General features: G+C 64.0%; 16 protein-coding genes. 5 read left to right on the forward strand and 11 right to left on the reverse strand.

Annotated features, from left to right (window positions below; all coding sequences use genetic code 11):
- Nucleotides 1-14 precede the first annotated feature (14 nt).
- A complete protein-coding gene (locus PAQ31011_RS07605) occupies nt 15-599 on the forward strand; it encodes an IMPACT family protein (protein WP_150575246.1) in 585 nt (194 codons plus the stop codon).
- Between the two features lie 72 nt (nt 600-671).
- On the opposite strand, the gene PAQ31011_RS07610 is transcribed toward PAQ31011_RS07605, so the two are convergent.
- The 7 genes from PAQ31011_RS07610 to PAQ31011_RS07640 all read right to left on the reverse strand — a co-directional run bounded on the left by PAQ31011_RS07610 (nt 672) and on the right by PAQ31011_RS07640 (nt 6,529).
- A complete protein-coding gene (locus PAQ31011_RS07610; RefSeq protein WP_150575247.1) occupies nt 672-1,190 on the reverse strand; it encodes a cupredoxin domain-containing protein in 519 nt (172 codons plus the stop codon).
- Nucleotides 1,187-2,533, reverse strand: coding sequence for a multicopper oxidase family protein (locus PAQ31011_RS07615; RefSeq protein WP_150575248.1), 1,347 nt, complete (start codon nt 2,531-2,533; stop codon nt 1,187-1,189). Before PAQ31011_RS07615 ends, PAQ31011_RS07610 begins: the two co-directional genes overlap by 4 nt.
- Nucleotides 2,530-4,005 carry a TolC family protein gene (locus PAQ31011_RS07620; protein WP_150575249.1) on the reverse strand — a complete coding sequence of 492 codons (1,476 nt, stop codon included), beginning with the start codon at nt 4,003-4,005 and terminating at the stop codon, nt 2,530-2,532. Before PAQ31011_RS07620 ends, PAQ31011_RS07615 begins: the two co-directional genes overlap by 4 nt.
- A gap of 98 nt (nt 4,006-4,103) precedes the next feature.
- Nucleotides 4,104-4,580, reverse strand: coding sequence for a hypothetical protein (locus tag PAQ31011_RS07625; protein WP_150575250.1), 477 nt, complete (start codon nt 4,578-4,580; stop codon nt 4,104-4,106).
- Between the two features lie 320 nt (nt 4,581-4,900).
- Nucleotides 4,901-5,383: a hypothetical protein gene (locus tag PAQ31011_RS07630; protein WP_150575251.1), complete on the reverse strand. Its 483-nt coding sequence runs from the start codon at nt 5,381-5,383 to the stop codon at nt 4,901-4,903.
- A gap of 130 nt (nt 5,384-5,513) precedes the next feature.
- Complete coding sequence (locus tag PAQ31011_RS07635) at nt 5,514-5,918, reverse strand: hypothetical protein (protein ID WP_150575252.1); 405 nt, start codon at nt 5,916-5,918, stop codon at nt 5,514-5,516.
- A 209-nt stretch (nt 5,919-6,127) separates the two neighbouring features.
- A complete protein-coding gene (locus tag PAQ31011_RS07640; RefSeq protein WP_150575253.1) occupies nt 6,128-6,529 on the reverse strand; it encodes a hypothetical protein in 402 nt (133 codons plus the stop codon).
- A gap of 593 nt (nt 6,530-7,122) precedes the next feature.
- Here PAQ31011_RS07640 and PAQ31011_RS07645 point away from each other — a divergent pair.
- From PAQ31011_RS07645 to PAQ31011_RS07660, 4 genes are all read left to right on the forward strand, one after another.
- Nucleotides 7,123-7,611 (forward strand): hypothetical protein, encoded by a 489-nt coding sequence (locus tag PAQ31011_RS07645; protein WP_150575254.1) that lies wholly within the window; start codon nt 7,123-7,125, stop codon nt 7,609-7,611.
- A 281-nt stretch (nt 7,612-7,892) separates the two neighbouring features.
- Nucleotides 7,893-8,168 (forward strand): hypothetical protein, encoded by a 276-nt coding sequence (locus tag PAQ31011_RS07650; RefSeq protein ID WP_150575255.1) that lies wholly within the window; start codon nt 7,893-7,895, stop codon nt 8,166-8,168.
- Between the two features lie 473 nt (nt 8,169-8,641).
- Complete coding sequence (locus tag PAQ31011_RS07655) at nt 8,642-9,691, forward strand: porin (protein ID WP_150575256.1); 1,050 nt, start codon at nt 8,642-8,644, stop codon at nt 9,689-9,691.
- Nucleotides 9,692-9,931: 240 nt separating this feature from the next.
- A complete protein-coding gene (locus PAQ31011_RS07660) occupies nt 9,932-10,780 on the forward strand; it encodes a 3-hydroxybutyryl-CoA dehydrogenase (RefSeq protein ID WP_150575257.1) in 849 nt (282 codons plus the stop codon).
- Between the two features lie 73 nt (nt 10,781-10,853).
- Here PAQ31011_RS07660 and PAQ31011_RS07665 read toward each other — a convergent pair whose 3' ends face one another.
- The 4 genes from PAQ31011_RS07665 to PAQ31011_RS07680 all read right to left on the reverse strand — a co-directional run bounded on the left by PAQ31011_RS07665 (nt 10,854) and on the right by PAQ31011_RS07680 (nt 17,351).
- The gene (locus PAQ31011_RS07665) at nt 10,854-12,764 is read right to left on the reverse strand and encodes a hypothetical protein (RefSeq protein ID WP_150575258.1); all 1,911 of its coding nucleotides are present in this window, start codon (nt 12,762-12,764) and stop codon (nt 10,854-10,856) included.
- A 39-nt stretch (nt 12,765-12,803) separates the two neighbouring features.
- Nucleotides 12,804-14,051 (reverse strand): hypothetical protein, encoded by a 1,248-nt coding sequence (locus PAQ31011_RS07670; RefSeq protein WP_150575259.1) that lies wholly within the window; start codon nt 14,049-14,051, stop codon nt 12,804-12,806.
- Between the two features lie 32 nt (nt 14,052-14,083).
- Nucleotides 14,084-15,226 carry a hypothetical protein gene (locus tag PAQ31011_RS07675; protein WP_150575260.1) on the reverse strand — a complete coding sequence of 381 codons (1,143 nt, stop codon included), beginning with the start codon at nt 15,224-15,226 and terminating at the stop codon, nt 14,084-14,086.
- Between the two features lie 217 nt (nt 15,227-15,443).
- A complete protein-coding gene (locus tag PAQ31011_RS07680; RefSeq protein WP_150575261.1) occupies nt 15,444-17,351 on the reverse strand; it encodes a hypothetical protein in 1,908 nt (635 codons plus the stop codon).
- Between the last annotated feature and the right edge of the window lie 373 nt (nt 17,352-17,724).

Here is a 17,724-nt window from a genome sequence, read left to right on the forward strand (position 1 = left end):
GGGAAGACTGTCGTATGTACGCTTTGGCAGCGCCGGTAGAGACCGAGCTGGACATTAGAAAGAGCCGGTTTATCGGCATTGTCATGCCCGTGGCATCGCGCGAAGCGGCCATGCGCGAACTGGACGCACTGCGGGTGCGCTATCCGAACGCCACGCATTACTGCTGGGTGCTGCTGTGCGAGGGGGCGTCGGGTTTCGACGACGACGGCGAGCCGGGAGGCACCGCCGCCAAGCCGATGTACAACGTCCTCATGCACAAGGGGCTGGCGAACGTGTTCGCGGTCGTGGTGCGCTACTACGGCGGGATCAAACTGGGCGCGGGGGGCCTCACACGCGCATACGGACAAGCGGTGAGCGAAGCGCTAAAGCTTGCAACGCTCACCGCGGTCGAACCGACGGTCGAACCTCGTTACCGTTGTTCGTTTGCGCACGAGGCAACGCTGCGCCGGTTGGCGGAGCGACACGCGGCGGAGGTGCTCGACGCCGCCTACGACGACGCCGTCACCCTGCGCCTGCGGCTCAAGGTGCGCGACGTCGAAGCGTTCGAGGCCGACGCCACCGAAGCCCTCAGCGGCGGACTTGTGCGAAGCGACGACTGACGAGGCGGTTCGCTATCGCTATACGTCTCGCTGCATCGCTTACCGGTGCTCGCCGTCGCGCCGCATCGTGCATTAGCGGACGTTCACCACCCCTCGCATGCCCGCTTCGAAGTGCCCCGGCTCAAGGCAAGCGAAATCCACCGTTCCGGCTTGCGTGAAGTGCCACACCAGCGTCTTGCGCTGACCGGGTTCGACCGTTACCGCGTTCGGCTCGGCGTGGGTCATGCCCGGCATCTGCTGCATCATTTTCGCGTGCTCGGCGAGCGACGCCGCCGTCCCCAATGTCATTTCGTGACGGACCTTGCCGTTGTTCGTGACGACGAAGCGCACCGTGTCGCCACGCTTCACCGTCAGCGTGGCTGGCGAGAAGCGCATGGTGTCGCGCATGTCGACGTCGACCGTGCGGGTGGCCTGCGCATCGTTGCCGGGCTCACCGATGGCGGCTGCTTCGCTGCTGTGGCCGTGCTGCATGTGCATGGCGTGCGGATCGTCGGCCATCGCGGGCAGACTGAGCACAAGCGTGGCGGCACCAAGGACGAGGGGCGCGGCGAGCGAGCCGTTGAACAGCGACGTGAAGATCGGACGAATCATGATTTGACTCCGGTTTTGCCTGCGCTTGCGGGCGGGCGATGGGTAGAGGGTAACGCTGAAGTGCTGCCTTGCCACGGACTTGCGACGGTGCCGCGTGGCGCGCGATACCAGCCGGGATCGCGATAACTGTCGCGCGGCAGGTCTTGCCGCACTTTGAGGGTGGTGAACATGCCGCCCATTTCGATGGGGCCGTAGGGACCGGTGCCCGTCATCATCGGCAGCGTGTTCTCGGGAATCGGCATCTCCATGCCGTTCATCGAAGCGCCGGTTTCGCCCATCGCCATGTAGTCGGGAATGATGCGGGTGATCTTTTTCGCGATCTCGCGCTGATTCACGCCGAGCATGGTCGGCACGTCGTGGCCCATCGGGTTCATCGTGTGGTGCGACTTGTGGCAGTGAAAGGCCCAGTCGCCGGGTTCGGTGGCGTCGAACTCGATGGCGCGCATCTGTCCGACGGCCACGTCGGTGGTGACTTCCGGCCATTGCGCGGTGGGCGGCACCCAGCCGCCGTCGGTGCCGGTGACCTTGAACTCGTGTCCGTGCAGATGAATCGGGTGATTCGTCATCGTGAGGTTGCCGATCCGAATACGCACCCTGTCCCCCTGACGGGCCACCAGCGGGTCGATGCCGGGAAACGCACGACTGTTCCACGTCCAGAGATTGAAGTCCGTCATCTCGTTCACACGCGGTGTGCGCGTGCCGGGGTCGATGGCATAGGCGTTGATAAGAAATACGTAGTCGCGATCGACCGGCATGAACGACGGGTCTTTCGGATGCGTGACCCAGAAGCCCATGAGGCCCATGGCCATCTGCATCATTTCGTCGGCGTGCGGGTGATACATGAACGTGCCGGGGCGCTTCGCTTCGAACTCGTAGACGTACGTCTGGCCCGGTGCGATGGCGCGCTGGTTGAGGCCAGCTACGCCGTCCATGCCGTTGGGCAGACGCTGGCCGTGCCAATGCACGCTCGTGGCCTCGGGCAACCGGTTCGTCACGTACAGACGCACGCGGTCGCCCTCGACGACTTCGATGGTCGGCCCCGGACTCTGGCCGTTGTAGCCCCAGAGGTTGGCCTGCATGCCGGGCGCGATTTCGCGCACCACGGGTTCTGCGACCAGGTGGAATTCCTTGACGCCGTTGCGCATGCGCCATGGGAGTGTCCAGCCGTTGAGCGTGACGACGGGGCGGTAGGGGCGTCCGTTGGGCGGGGCGAGCGGTTTGGCGGTACTGGCGTCGCTGCGGGTGGCGGCCTCCGGCAGTGCTGCAAGGCTGGTGCGTTCGACGGCGGCCGCGCCTACGACGGCGAGGCTGGCATCACGCAGGAATCGTCGGCGCGAAGTCATGCGCCACCTCCGTGTTGGTGAGACGGTTGAGATGAAGCGGGCTGCGCGGGAGCAGGTGGCGTGGCGGGCGCTGATGGCGCAGCAGACGAGGGCGAGGCGATCGGCATGGGAGCTTCCGTCGGCGAGCGTGACGCCGATGATTCGGGCATCCCGCCGCCAAGACTCTCGCGAAATGCCGCATCGGCGAGCCAGTAGTCGGACGTCGCGTCGATGTAACCAAGCACTGTGTCGCGTTGCTCGCGCGCATCCGTCAGCAGGTCGAAGACGCTGGCGAGCATGCCGTTGTAGCGCAGCAGCCATTCGTCGGACACGCGCTGGCGCATCGGCAGGATGGTCGTGCGGTAATGCTCGGCGATGTCCCACGCAGCGAGCGTCTGCGCACGACGTGTGCGAACGTCCGCACGTGCGGCAACGGCCGTGTCGGCGAGACGGTCAACGCTCTGGCGATAGCGCGCTTCGGCCCCGGCGATGCGCGTCGAGCCCCAGTCGAACAGCGGCACTTCCAGCGAGATTTCATAGCCACGCTCGCTCGGTGAACCGGTGGCGCTGTTGTTGCGATACGCCGTGTCCAGCACGTTGACGAAGCGCGTGACGCGGGTCAGGCCGAGGTCGCTTGCGGTTGCGTCGAGCGCTGCGCGTGCGGCGCGCACGTCGGCGCGTTCGCGGATGGCCTGCGCTTCGGCGTCGGGCCATGCAGGGCGGGTCGCGGGCAAGGCGGGCAGACGTTGCGGCAGCGTGAAGCTCAGTTGCTGCCCCCAGAGACCCATTTGCCGCGCGAGCTGTTCGCGTGCCGCGTTCGCCTGCTCGCGGGCACGTGCGAGACGCGCGGCCGTATCGGCGTAGACGAGGTTCTCCTGCGTGCGTCGCATGGCACTGAAGTTACCCGCGCGTGCCATGCCGTCGGCGAGTTCGCTGGCAGCTTGCGTAGCGAGGCTCGTCTGCTCAAGGATCTGCACGCGCTCCTGCGCGGCAACGGCATCGATCCATGCGCGGCGCGTGAGCGTCGCCTGCTCGACGATGGCTTGCGTGACTTGCGCCTGCACCTGTGCGAACCGGCGCGCTTCGACACGCGAAGCGAGCGGCATCGTCAGAACACGGACGAAATCGATGCCCCACGTGCGTTCGATGCTGACGTCGCCTCCGCCTTGCACGCGCTGAAAGGAGAAGCGCGGATTGGGCAGACGTCCCGCCTGAACGAGCGAGGCTTCGGCAATGCCGAGTTCAGCGTACGTCGCTTGCAAGCCGCGATGGTTCAGCAGCGTGAGCTGGACGGCGGTATCGATGTCGAGCGGACGTGCCAGCAAATCGTCGCGCTGTTTGGCGAGCGCTTGTGTGGCGGCGTCGTCGCGTGCCCAGACGGCCGACTTGCCGAGGCGCTGCTGCGTGGCGTCTGCGACGGGCGCAAAGCCGCTGTCGTCGCTGAACGTTGCGCAACCGGACAGCACCAGCGTCGCCAGCGCGGCAACGACCATCGGCGTCCGGCGCAGGAGATGGCGCGGCCTGGATGCTGTGACATGGCGCGTGAGAGATGTGGAAGCCCTCGCTGTTTTGGGCGACAAGAGAGCGCTCGTCATTGCGGCCCTCCCTGTCCGCCATGAGCGGCATGCGGGTCGCGAGGTGTACCGGACGGCGACGTCATGGGCATGGCGTGCCCCATGCCCTCGTGGCCCGATGCCATGGGCGCGGGCGAGGGGGCCATCGGCATGGCATGTCCCATCGCTTCGTGCCCCGTCTTGGCGGGCGGACTTGTGACATGCCCGCTGTGGCTCGTCATGGCATGACCCGATCCGGACATCTCGGGCATGCCCGAAACGCTGGCGTTCACCATGCGCCAGTCGCTGGTGGCGACGGACAACGCGGGGCGGGCGAAGTCACCCAGCACGGGGGCGGGTATCGGTCCGGCAGGAGCGTCGGGAGACGCGGGATCGTCGGGGACAACCGTTGATGTCGCCGGTTCAGCGGCGACGGCGGGAGGCGAACTCACACCCCACAGCGATAGCGCGACGGGCACACACCAGGCGTGCCGTCGTAAGGAAAGAAACGTCATCGAAAGACTCGTCGATCTGGCGATGCAAGGCGTAGCGACACGCGCCTCGGAAGGCTGAGCGCACGGCACGGCACCGCATGTTCATCGGGCAGACGGACTTACGACGCGCGTGACGAATGTGATGGACGTGGCGGTCGCCTCAACAGCAGCGACCGCAATCGACACATCGACCGCAGCAGGCGGATCAAGCGTGGCCGTGCCGGTCGCGAGGCAGTTCGTAAATCAGTCTGACGGGGGGAACGGAGACGGCTGGAAGTCGACCGTGGGCGCGTGCAGGCATCAGGTGATGCCGCATCGACACAGGTCGTCATGCGAAGCCGTCAGACGGCGAGGGCTTTGGGAGGGCGTTCGAGGACAGGGACGATGGCGCTGGTCGCAGATGTGCGAAGGAACGGAATAGCGGCGGACGGCTGTGCGTCCGGCACGCGCAGTACGACGCTTTGCGGCAGCGCGGTGCAGACGACGCACGCCGCACAGGCCGAGCAACTCGCGTGGTGATTGTGCGATGTCTGCGACGTCTGCGATGACGCATGCGTGGCGTCGCCCGTGTCGCTGGCCGTGACGGCCGTCGCGGTTTCGTCGCTGTGATGATGCATGCCGGACATTGCGTCGCCGGACATCATTGCGTGATGCATCGCCATGGTTGCCATGGCATCAACCGCATCAACCGTCGCAGCGGACGGACTCTGCATCGAAGCCGCGGGCGTTCCCGGCGCGCAATGCGTGCGCAGTGCGGCCATGGCCTGCAACGGCATGGTTACGCACAACAGCAACAGCACGAGGAGTTTGCGCCAGCGATTCATGCCGCGCAGTCTAGCATCGCCCGCGCGCCACTCGCAAATCGACGTGCGGCACACCATCGGTTACATCGACTGTCGACGACGGCAATTCAGACGGCCACCCACACTGACGCCAACGGCCACGTCGACCGTTTCAATGCTCGAACAGATGGAACGTCTCGAAGTGCGTGCGCCGTCTGGACAGCGCGACGAGGTTGACGACGCACACCAGCGCAACGAGCACGAACAGCGGTGCGGAGACCTCGATGGTGTCGCGCGCGAGCAGCGAGATGAGCGTGAGCGCGACCATGAGCGTCAGCAGCACGCGATGCAGCCACGCGGCGAGCTTCAGGTGTCGCTCGGACTGTGCGACGAGCACGACCAGCGAGACGTAAAACGGGGCCGCAATGACGCCGAGCACGCACAGGGCGAGCAGCACGCCCAGCACACTGGTCAGCATTTCGTGCCCGTCGGCGGCGCTCGATTGCACGCCCACAACGGTGGCCGCCGCCAGGTAGAGCAGCATCAGTCCATCCAGAACGATCGCGAGTCGGTTCATGACATCTCTCCGGCGTAAAAGAGTGCGGAGGTACAAAGGTGCGCAGGCTTAGCGCCCCGCGCAGTCAAATCGTCCGAGTCATTTGAAAAATGAGATGAAGAAGTGAGCCGCCGTCCCGCCGGTGTCATGAATCGGTCACCGGCGGCAGGCCAGACTAGCTGCGGATCACGATATTTCTGTGACAGCGGCCGACAACGCGAGTGCCGTCGTCAGCGCGGCGGTGCCGGCGTGGCCGAGGGGCGAGGTCGGCCGTCCGTTTGCAGCGCCTCGGGGAGCATCAGACCCAGCCAGATGGCCGCAGCGTCGACTTCGGCCGGATCCGAGGCCACCTGTACGCGGTAGATCGCGACGTTGCCGCAATCGTCCCCGCAAAACAGATCGCGCTCCAGATCGGCGATGACGTCGAGCCGTTGCTGAACACGGTAGAAGCCGAGCGGCGTGAGATCCTGCACCAGCGCAGCAAGCGTTTCGGGATAGAGAAACAGACGCGACGGCCAGTGGCCGTGACGGTGGCGAAATTTACCGAGCGCACCCAGCACGTGCGCGAGCGTGCCACCATGACCGCGAACGAAGTCGATCAGGTGCGGTGTGCCGTAACCCTTGGTGTACACAAACGCTCCGTTGACTTCCCGAAGGTGAGTGCCCGGTAAATATTGGTCTTGTGATTCGATAGTTGCAGACCGGCACGCGCGGCGAAATCCGCACTTTCGCTTAGTCCATCGGCATGAGGGCAGCGCAGAAGTGTCGGCACAAATGGAAACCGGCGGGCTAAGCCGCCGGTTGAGGCCCCGTCGGGGCATCGCCAGCCGCGTGTACCGGCGCGGCATGGTATGGGCCAAGGAGACTTGGCACCGAGGGGCATTGCCGTCATGCTTCGGACCACCATCGGTCCCCGGCCGTGCCTATGCAGTTTGACTGCGCTTTGAGTATAGGACGCGTGCGCCATACGCCAATCGGCTTTTTGGATGAGCGCACGGTTGACCCACGATGCGAACTATCAGGCACTTCCGGACTCGAAATGGCGCACGTTTTCCCTTGTGACCGTGGTTTCGTCCGCGCGCACTTTGCGTTCTAATGTCACCATTCCAGGCGATATCGAAAGTGGTCCGCGCCCGCATGACCCGGTCACCTCGGTCACCACTAATGCGCCGTACCACAGTCAAACATTCCAATAATGGCAACGAATTCTTTTCAACGATGGGCTTTGCTGGCAAGTCTGTGTGCTGCGCAGTCGGCCTTTGCTGCCGACCAGTGCGAAGGCATTCTGATGCTGGCCAAGAGCGCCCAAACCGGCTTTGAAGACGTGTCGGGACCGCTAGTGGCCAAGAGCGAGCGCGGTGAGAGCTATCAGGCGACGTATTCGGTGCCCGGTGGCGATTGCAAGGTGTTTCGCGCGACTGGACTGGCACCGACCTACGAGTGCATCTGGGATTACCAGAAGATCACGCCGATGGATTTGCGTAATCAGGCGCAGAAGTTCGCGACCGACGTGGCCCGCTGCACGCGCGGTGTGACGACAATGCGCACCACCACGACGAACCCGGCCGGGCTGCCCGCCGAATGGCAGAGCGCGAGCCGGAAGTACGCACGTCCGGTCAATTTCACCATCACAGCGCAGGATCTCGTGACGCCGCGCGGCGACCGCATGCGCGAGATTTCGCTGTCGGTGGAAAAGCAGATCGGCGACAAGTAATTCGACACGCCGTCGCCCGCTCATCCATGCTGGGCTTGGGTTTGCGCTGAGTTTGCGTTGATCTGTCCGGCAAGCCGGAATCGCCCGAGTTTCGCGATGACATCCCGGTTACAAACGGTTGCAGACCGCATCGCGTATTAACACTTTTTCGGTCGACGCTCATTCGACTGTCCCGGTAAAGTCACTCATGAGGTGTATGGCGCATTGGCAACCCGCCGATGCAGAACGCACCTCGTGCAACCGGCCCCACCGTAGCGGTCGGGAGATGTGGCTGAACCCAAATGAGTGCGCGACTTCGCTGTTGTTTCCTGTTACTGCTGGTGTGTGCCTACCCTGCCTGGGCCGATGGCGGGCGTGGGCGCGAAATGCTGGACGTGAACAAGGCGTCGCTGCGCGAGGACATCAGCCGTTTCAACGCGGACCGTGGGCGTGGGCAGGCCGCTTACCCGAACTGGGCGTCACCGGCCGAGCCCCGCGAGCGCCAGTACACGCCGCAGGGTGAGCCGCGCGGCCAGCGCGGCAATGAAGGCGGTGCACGCCGGGGACGTGGCTTCTAAGCGACCCCATGAGGCGCAGCCGAAGCGTCGCCAGTCTCGCCGCCAATCCTTGCGCACCACCCCCGAACCCCTCCCCAGTCGTCCCCGATCTGCACCGAATGTTGCACATGTGCAACATTGGATGCGTTCTCCTCTCCCCAAAGACATCCGCCAGTCGCGCTTGAGCGACGCCCATGATTCGTGCTTCTCACGGCGAATGTGAGCGATTGCTAACCCCGCAATATACGCCTTATATCGATCCCGTTATACCAGGATTAATTGTGGCGCGGATGGTCGTCCGAATTTTGTCTCCCCACCATTTCTCAGCCACTTCGTGTGGTGTTTTTTCCTTGCCGTTCCGGTCTTTCTGCGCACGGCGGGGCTGTGCGAGAATCACGGCCGTTTATCAGGGAGGCGCTTCTCGAAAGGGCGCCAGCAAGGTCCCGTGCAGGGCGGGAGCAGGCACACAAAATACATAAACCAAGGAGAAGTCAATGAAGCGCAGTATGGCCAAGGGCATGGGTGGGGCACTCGTTCTGGGCGCGTGCATGGGGGCGGTGAGCGCACCGGCACTCGCACAATCGAACGTCACGCTTTACGGTCAGGTCGACGCCTGGGTGGGCGCGGTCAAGAACCCGGGCGGCGACCGGGCATGGACGCAGGGTGGCGGCGGCATGTCGACGTCGTACTGGGGCATGAAGGGTAACGAAGACCTCGGCGGCGGCCTGAAGGCTGTCTTCGTGCTGGAAGACTTCTTCCGTCCGCAGAACGGTCAGTACGGCCGCTTCCAGGGCGACTCGATGTTCTCGCGCAACGCCTACGTCGGCTTGCAGTCGGACACGGCCGGTACCGTCACGATCGGTCGTCTGACCACGTCGTACTTCGTCTCGACGATTCTGTTCAACCCGTTCGTCGATTCGTACACCTTCAGCCCGATGGTGTTCCACACCTTCATCGGTCAGGCCGGTCAGGGCGTTGTGGGCGACTCCGGCTGGAGCAACGCCGTGATGTACACCACGCCGAACTTCAAGGGCCTGACGGGCGCAGTCTCGTACGCCTTCGGCAACAAGGCGGGCGAAACCGGCCAGAACAAGTGGAGCGCCTCCGCGCTGTACTTCAACGGTCCGTTCGCCGCGACCGTCGCTTACCAGCAGGTCAAGTTCGACTCGGTGCCGGACGACATGGCCGGCATCACGGGCTTTCGCAGCCAGCAAGCACTGCAACTGGGCGCGACGTACGACCTGCAAGTCGTGAAGTTCTTCGGTCAGTACCAGTACATCCGCAACAACATCACCGGCGGCGGTGTGTCGGAGAACGGTGGCCAGCTCGGCGTGTCGGTGCCGCTGGGCAATGGCAAGGTGCTCGCGTCGTACGCGTACACGAAGAGCTCGGGCGCGAGCAACGTCAACCGCAAGACGTGGGCGTTGGGCTATGACTACAACCTGTCCAAGCGTACCGATATCTACGCCGCATACATGAACGACAAGGTCAGCACGATGTCGGGCGGCGACACCTTCGGTGGTGGCATTCGCATGAAGTTCTGATGCCACGACGCGCGCGCATCCCATGCGCGTGACGGTGGAATCAACGAAGGGGCAGACCGTGGGGTCTGCCCCTTTTTCTTTGCGCGACGGCGATGTACAGGACGCGCCTTATCAATCGCGTTGGCCATTCCGCACAGCGGTTTCATGTGTCACCGATCCGACGTGTCCGCGCTATGATTTGTGCACCGCGCAAGACGGTATCCCACGCCACCTTTCAAGCACAAACGGAGCAGAGACGACATGACGATTCAACACGTAGGCATCATTGGCGCTGGCACGATGGGTAACGGCATCGCACAGGCCTGTGCGGTGGCCGGACTGCCGGTGACGATGGTCGACATCAGCGACGCGGCCGTGCAAAAGGGCGTGGCGACGATCGCCGGCAGCCTCGACCGCCTCATCAAGAAAGACAAGCTCACCGCCGCCGACAAGGACGCCGCCCTCGCGCGCATCACGACGTCCACCGACTACGCTGCGCTGGGCACGGCCGACATCGTGATCGAAGCGGCCACCGAGAACTTCGACCTGAAGGTCAAGATTCTCAAGCAGCTCGAAGGGGCGGTGAAGGAGGGGGCGATCCTCGCGTCGAATACGTCGTCGATCTCGATCACGAAGCTGGCGGCCGTCGTCGCGAACCCCGACCGCTTCATCGGCATGCACTTCTTCAACCCGGTGCCGCTCATGGCCCTCGTGGAGCTGATTCGCGGACTGCAAACGAGCGACGAGACGCATGCGCGCGTCGACGCGCTGGCGCGTCAACTGGGCAAGTCCCCGATCACGGTGAAGAACGCGCCGGGCTTCGTCGTCAACCGGATTCTGGTGCCGATGATCAACGAAGCGTTCTTCGTGCTCGCGGAGAATCTCGCGTCGCCGGAAGAAATCGACGAAGGCATGAAGCTCGGTTGCAATCATCCGATCGGCCCGCTCGCGTTGGCCGACATGATCGGTCTGGACGTCTGCCTGTCGGTGATGAACGTGTACTTCGAAGAGTTCGCGGACTCGAAGTATCGTCCGTGCCCGCTGCTCAAGGAGATGGTCGCGGCCGGCTATCTGGGACGCAAGACGGGACGTGGCGTCTACACGTATTAAGTGGTGAAGCCGGCGCGTGCAACGCGCGCCGGCCGATGCGATTGATGTGATCGATGTGACCGACTGGCGGCGCTTATGCGCCGTCCGCGCCCTTGTTCTCGTTCTCGCGCTCGTTGCCCAGCGGCGATTTTTGCCCATCGAGAGATGCTAGCGAACTCGACGAACCCCGTGCCCCCGACGTGCCCCCCGAACTCGACGTTCTCGACACCGTTCCGGCACTTCCCTGACTCGCCAGACTCCCCCTTCGACTTGTCCCGGTGCGGCGCGGCCCGAGCGGGCGCGTGAGCGAGACGCGGTAGGCCTCGCCCGGCCGGTGCCCGACATCGGCAAAGGCCGCGTCGAGCACGCGCTGTGTCTCCTGCGGGTCTTTCGATAGCGCAAAGCCGACGGCTTTCACTCGGCTCCACGGATCGAGCAAAATCGTCGTGTCCTGCGCATTCATGATGAGTCCGGCGAAATTGTTGCCGGAAATGCCGTCGGCACCGGCGCCTTCGTATTCGACCGGTGTCGCAAGTTCGAGCGCGTCGATCAATTCTTCGGATTCCGTATAAAGTACGAGCGCATGCGGCGAGCGCCCCTTGGGATGAACGGTAATCATGCGGATGCAATCGCCATGAACGCCGTTTTCGATCAGAAAGTGAAAAAGAATTTCGGCGTTCTCCTGACAAAACGCTTCCGTGCCCAGATTCAGACGGTAATGGCTCGCCGTGATGACCGCGGCGAGTCGTTGCTGTTCGTAGAGCGGTGTGTCGGGTGGAATGTGCTGGAGGGCGGTGCGGATCGCCTCTCGATTCGGGATGATCGAGAAGTCGCGATATTGCCGGAGATCCGGTCGGTTGGAGCGCAGCAGCTTCAGACGCGACACGTCGTTGTAGGCCGAGAGAATAGCGTTCTGCGCATCGTCGTCTCGCAGATGACTGAGCACCGCATCGACCTCGTGACGATTCATTGCGATGCTGTCGGGCGTCGTAACACGGCTGCTTCCGCAACCGCCGCCGCACAAGCGCAGTGCCTCATGCGCGACCCAAAGATCCAGGTGCGGGTCATACGTGACCGGCACCTGCGCCTTCGTGCGGCGCGGCGCATCCACGAGCCAATGGTCGGCGTTCGACGCCGGACTCGCGAGGTAGAAGCCGTTCTCGCCGCGCAGGTACTGCTGACCGTCGACGATCACCAATCGCTTAACACCACCGGACGGCAGGCGGTGTTTCGGGATGTGCTGTGCGTATCCCAGCAAATACGTTTGCTCGCCGGCGATGAACAAGTCGGGCGTCTCGCCGGACATGTCGCCAGGTGAAGCTTGTGGTGCGGGAGCGTCGACGTCGGCATGGTCGACCAAGCGTTCCAGATCGGTCGCAGCCACCTTTTTCTCGAGATCCTTCAAGGATTTCTCGGGCGATTCGATGTGGACGGAGGGCATCGGCGCGCGGGGCTTATCGACCGTCGTTTTCGCGATCTTCTTGCCCACCGTGCTCACTCGCGCGGGTCGCAGCGCACTGGCAAGGGGACGCGCCAGTACGCGAGGATCGGCGCGAACGGCGGTGTCGATGCTGTCTGGCATTGGCTGCGCCTGCGACGCACAGCCGGGCGCATCGGTTTCCGCCGCATCATTGTCCTGGCAGCGACGTGGGGCTTTCGGCACGAAGGCGGCGACCGGGTCGACGCAGTTGACGGGCGTGATCAGGTTGGCGACGAGCATGAGCGCGAAAGCGGCCGGCCAGACGGTCTGCGTGGATGCGACAGGGGGGCTGTGTCGTGAGCGGCCCTGCATCGCGGGCGAATGGCTTTGCGAGGTGAGTGAAGTGCGGGAAGGGTATGACTGCGTCGCGAGACGTGCCTGAGCGAACGCGGCGCTGAAGTGTCGTTCCGTCTGCACATGCCTGCCGGCGTCGGTGCGCGTCGACGCCTTGCGATGCTGGACGGCGTGCGGGAGGGGATAAGCGGGCGCGACGGAGGTGGCACGACGATACGAGGCATAAGGCATAGCAACGTCTCCGAAGATAGGGATGAGGCGAGCGATGTGTCAGTCGGCTTGTGACGCGGGTTCGGACGATTCATTTCCCGGCGGTTCGGGATCCCTCGGTACGGAAGCGCGACGCTGTCCTGCCGCAGGCCGGATCGACGCGCTCAGGCGAGGGCTTGAGGAGGACAGCGAGCTGCGCGAGGTGCCCGAACTCGTGCCGGAACTGCCGGAACTCCCCAGACTGGACTGACTGCCGGGCGAGCTTCGGCGCGAGGCAAGCGGCCGGGTGATCGATACCGTGTAGGGACTGCCGTTGCGATGGCCGATGTCCGCGAAAGCCACGTCCAGAATGTCGACGACGTCTTGCGGATCGTTGGCCCATACGAACGAGACAGCCTTGTTGCGGCTCCACGGATCGAGCAGCAGCGTCGTGTCGCGGGTCATGTAGGCCGCCCACGCGAACTGTCCCGACGAGAGGCCGTCCGGACGCAGGCTCTCGCGAAGGCGAGGCGTCGATGCGTCGAGCATGTCGATGAAACGATGCGACTCCGTAAAGAGCACCATGACGTGCGGCGAACGGTTCCTCGGTTGGACGGTAATCATGCGAAGCTGGTCGCTGCTCACGCCGTCCTGAAGCAGGAAGTGAAAGAGAATTTCGGCGTTTTCCTGACAGAACGCCTCGGCAAACGGATGGGAGTAGTAGTACCGTGCCGTGGCTTCGGCGACCAGACTTTGCTGTTTGACGAGTGGCAACTGAGGGTCGATGTCACGCATCGCCACGCGCAGGGCGGCGCGGTGATCGATGATCGAGTTGTCGCGCAATGCGCGCAGATCGGGGCGGTTGGAGCGCGTCAGATGCAGGCGACTCAGGTCCGCGAAGGCGTTGTGAATGGCTTCCTGTGCGCCCTCATCGGTCACGTGCATGGTGGCGGAGAAGATGCTGTCGAAACTCGTGGCGATGCTGTCGGGGCTGATGGGACGGCTCGGCCCGCAACCGCCGCCGCATGCGCGTAGCGGCTCGTGCGCACGCCATTGATCGGTCACTGGATCGTAAGTCACCGGCACCTGCGCCCGCGTTTGACGCGGCGCGTCGATGAGCCAGTGATCGCCGCTGAGGCCCTGCGATATGCGGTAGTAGCCCGCTTCGCCGCGCAGGTAGCGATGGCCGCCGACGAAGACAAGACGCGTCGCTTTGTCCGTGGGCAACTCCGCCTGCGTGAACGTCTGCTCGTAGCCGTCTAGATGGTCGAACTCGCCTCGGATGGCGAAGCGGCTCGTCGGCCTCTCTGCGACCAGATTGTCCGGCAACTCGACGGCCCCGATGCGCTCGTCTTTCGGGGCTAGCCACAGGGGCGTGTTCGTCCCTTTCGACGGACGACGGACGCCGGACTTCGCAGCAGGTCTCGGCGGTGCGAGTTCGGGCGCGGCAGGGGAACGGCCACGACATCCGGCGCTTGGCCACGCATGGGTACATCATCCGAATGCCCCCCGGCGGCAACCTGGAGCGAGCCGCCTGGCACGTCGGGTGAGGCCGATGCTTCGAAGGGGGCTGCCGGCAAAGTGTCCGCTTCGTGTCCGAGACCGTCGACATCCAGTGCATGCATTTCTGATGGGGCCGGACGACGAATCACCTGCACTGGGCCTTGCCCTGCACGCGGCTTCGGTTGGATAGGCGTGTGAAGCGTCTCGGCGTCCGAGGCCGCCACGCGAGGTACCACGACTTCCGTCTGTGGATCGCCTTGCCACGCGCGTGGATCGAGCACGCGCATCAACATCACCATGTCGTCCCCAACGGTCGGCTTGCCTTCGATCTGTTGGGCAGCTACATACGAAATGTCGCCAGGTACGCGGCTCAGGCGCACCTGAGGAATCAGACTCGTGGATAAGTCCAGCACCTTGCCGCCGCGCGTGACGGACTTGCGTGTTTCGGGGGCGACCGATTCGTCCGCGAAGACTTCGTACGCCTCGCCCAGCGAAGCGCCGAATTCCTCGAACGGCGAGCGCGATGCGGCGACGATCCTGAGCAAGTCCAGCAACGTGTAGGCGGTCTTGATGTAGGTACGATCGACGAGACGGATGTCGACGTCGTCAGGCGTAGACGTACCGTTTTCTGACGCTTCGATCTGCGGCGCGAAAGCCGGACCTGATGCGCGTTGCGAAAGAAAGGAGTGGTCGGCATTCGCGTCGGAGACGAGATTTCGACGCGGGATGGCACCCGCAGCCGGCGACACGAGATTGGCCACGAACAACACCGCGAATGCGGTCGGCCAGATGCCGGGCGCACGCTGTGCCACTTTCGATGCGCGGTGTGTTTGCGGGACATCGTGTGTGTGATGGCCGGCGCGCCGTGCATACCGGGCCCGACGGAAGGTGACATGAAAGCCGTCGGACGCGCCGGACGACGACTCACGATGCTGACGTGCGGGTGACAGCCCGTAGTGGGGTGTGAAGTGCCGGGGACTGTGATGCAAGGCGTACGGCATGGCGTCCTCTCCCGAAGTGGTGGGCCACCGAAACGTCATGGCGCATGTGCAGCACCATGACGTTTCGGTGGCCCGGGAGATGAAGACTGCCATCGCACCGACGTGCCGGGCTTGCGCATCGGTCGGATCGATTATCGTTTTTGGATGATCGTTATTTCGGATAGCGATGTAAATGCCGGATACCCGCGAAGCGTTTCATCCGATGAAAGCAGCCGCTTCACGTCGCCGTCGACGTCTGAATCACGCTGCTGCCGGAACCGTCGGAACCCTTCGATTCCTGAGATCCGCCGGAGCCTTGCGAACCACGCGAGCCACGTGATCCGCTCGGACTCGACCGCGCAGCGAGCGCGCGATCGCGAGGTGCCGGGTAGGGGCGCGTGAGCGCCACCCTGAACGGCTTGCCGGAACGGTGTCCCGTATCGGCAAGCGCCATATCCAGGTCGGTCATCAGTTCCTCGATGCTGTCCGTATCGGCGAACGAAGACGCCTTGACCCGGCTCCACGGGTCGAGCAGAACGGTGGAGTCGCGTGTGAGGAACAGCGCGGCGGTGAAGCGCTCCGAGCTGATGCCGTCGACGCTGCCCTCGATCGGCGGTTGGGGCGTCGACAGATCGAGAAGATCGATGAAATGATCCGATTCGGTATAGATCACCATGACATGCGCAGGCTGGCTCTTGGGTTGCACCGTCATGATGCGGATGTGATGACTGGGCACGCCGCGCGCGAGCAGGTAGTGAAACAGAATCTCGGCGTTCTCCTGACAGAATGCTTCCGGACTGAGGTCGTACACACCGGTGTCGATGTAAGCGTCGTAGTGAATCGCCGTGATCTCGGCCGCTTCGCGCTGTTGCTCGAAGAGCGTGGCATATGGATCAAGACGCATGAGCTGCGGCACCAGAATCTGGCGGTGCTCGACGATGGAGTTGTCGCGTAGCGGGCGCAGATCTTCGCGATTGGTACGCATCAGATGCAACTGACTCAGATCGCGGTAGGCGAGCTGAATCGAGTCCCGCACATCGCGATCGGGAATGTGACGGATGGCGTCCGCGATCTGGTTCTGACTCATCGCAACGCTGTCGGGCGTCGACTCCCGGCTCGGACCGCAACCGCCGCCGCATAGCCGCAACGGTGCTTGCGCCTGCCATCTCCCGGTCTCTGGGTCGTACGTCACCGGTACTTGAGCGCGGGTGCCGCGCGGGGCGTCGACCAACCAGTGATTCGCTTGCGGTGACGCGCTCAGGCGATAGAAGCCGACCTCTCCGCCGAGATAGTGTCGGGCGTCGATGACGAACAACTGTGGATGCGACGTGTCGGGGTGCGCCCCCGGCGGGAGCGCTTGTTCGTACCCTCGAAGATGATCGCTTTCGCCGTCGATGCGATGTTCGGAGAGACTTGCCGGATGGCCGCTTCGCGGCGGTTCGAGCGCGTTTGCAGGGGCGGCGGCGGGTGCTGCGGAAATGGCGTCGCCTTCCGCCTTGGGTTCGACGTTAATGCCGTTGTTGGTGTGCTCGACGTCGAGGACGTCATGACCCGAGGCAGGACGCTCAGCCGGCACCCACGCCGAAGGCACAAGATCCGCCGACGGCTCACCGGCCTGCATGGGCACCGACACACCTAGCGCGCGTGGATCGCTCATCTGGATCAATGCGCCGATGCGCTCGGCATTCGTGGGCTTGCCCTCCGACGCATCGGCGGCAGCCTCCGCCACATGACCGCCGAGCCGCGCGCTTTGTACCGATGGAATCAACGCCGTCACCATGTCGATGAAGGCACCGACATCTTTTACGGTCTCCAGCGTTTCACGGTCGAGTTCTTCGCCGGCAACGAGGACGTTCATCTCGTTGATCACCTGCGCAAGATTCTGGAACGGTGCGCTCGATGCGCCGAACGCGCGCATCAGTTCAGGCATGGAGTAGTCGGACTTAATGGCGGAATGCGGTGCGGGAGCGCGCTGCACGTCATCTGCCGTGCCAGCGAAGGTGCCAGAGGTATGGAGGACGGTGTCGTTCCCGATGTCGTCGTCCAGGCGCTGCTTGTCTCGCGAGAACGGGAGCCTCGGGCCTGCCAGCGTGTGCGGCACGAGGTTGGCGACGACGGTCAGCGCGAACACCGTCTGCCAGTGCATCGGGGACGATGCTTTGCTCGGGGCGCTTCGGCACGGGCCGTTTGCCGCCGACACGTGCGCACGCGGCGAAGCGCGCGTTCCGCGAAAATGACGCGGAAACTCATGCACGCCGAAGCGGCTGCTCTGGCGACGATTTGCGGTGGGGGAGAGTCTGTAGCAGGGCGCGGAACCGATCGCGCGATGGTGTGGCACATGCGACATAGGAAGGCCTCCGTAAAACACACAAGGCGGGCCGTGCATGTGTCGTCGACGACAGCGTCATGCGCCGGCCCGGGGGGAGGAGCTTGCCACTGGCATGCGCGCGGATGCTTGCGTTTCGTTGGATAGCGCTGTCGGTTCTGCGAATTTGCGAGGGAATGTCGGCGTTGCTATC

This window comes from Pandoraea aquatica (assembly GCF_902459565.1).
In the GTDB taxonomy this organism is placed as follows: Bacteria; Pseudomonadota; Gammaproteobacteria; order Burkholderiales; family Burkholderiaceae; genus Pandoraea; species Pandoraea aquatica.

Coding starts and splice junctions, on each gene's coding strand:
- PAQ31011_RS07605 (WP_150575246.1), top strand. CDS start 15: ATGTACGCTTTGGCAGCGCCGGTAGAGACCGAGCTGGACATTAGAAAG.
- PAQ31011_RS07610 (WP_150575247.1), bottom strand. CDS start 1,190: ATGATTCGTCCGATCTTCACGTCGCTGTTCAACGGCTCGCTCGCCGCG.
- PAQ31011_RS07615 (WP_150575248.1), bottom strand. CDS start 2,533: ATGACTTCGCGCCGACGATTCCTGCGTGATGCCAGCCTCGCCGTCGTA.
- PAQ31011_RS07620 (WP_150575249.1), bottom strand. CDS start 4,005: ATGGTCGTTGCCGCGCTGGCGACGCTGGTGCTGTCCGGTTGCGCAACG.
- PAQ31011_RS07625 (WP_150575250.1), bottom strand. CDS start 4,580: ATGACGTTTCTTTCCTTACGACGGCACGCCTGGTGTGTGCCCGTCGCG.
- PAQ31011_RS07630 (WP_150575251.1), bottom strand. CDS start 5,383: ATGAATCGCTGGCGCAAACTCCTCGTGCTGTTGCTGTTGTGCGTAACC.
- PAQ31011_RS07635 (WP_150575252.1), bottom strand. CDS start 5,918: ATGAACCGACTCGCGATCGTTCTGGATGGACTGATGCTGCTCTACCTG.
- PAQ31011_RS07650 (WP_150575255.1), top strand. CDS start 7,893: ATGAGTGCGCGACTTCGCTGTTGTTTCCTGTTACTGCTGGTGTGTGCC.
- PAQ31011_RS07655 (WP_150575256.1), top strand. CDS start 8,642: ATGAAGCGCAGTATGGCCAAGGGCATGGGTGGGGCACTCGTTCTGGGC.
- PAQ31011_RS07660 (WP_150575257.1), top strand. CDS start 9,932: ATGACGATTCAACACGTAGGCATCATTGGCGCTGGCACGATGGGTAAC.
- PAQ31011_RS07665 (WP_150575258.1), bottom strand. CDS start 12,764: ATGCCTTATGCCTCGTATCGTCGTGCCACCTCCGTCGCGCCCGCTTAT.
- PAQ31011_RS07675 (WP_150575260.1), bottom strand. CDS start 15,226: ATGCCGTACGCCTTGCATCACAGTCCCCGGCACTTCACACCCCACTAC.
- PAQ31011_RS07680 (WP_150575261.1), bottom strand. CDS start 17,351: ATGCACTGGCAGACGGTGTTCGCGCTGACCGTCGTCGCCAACCTCGTG.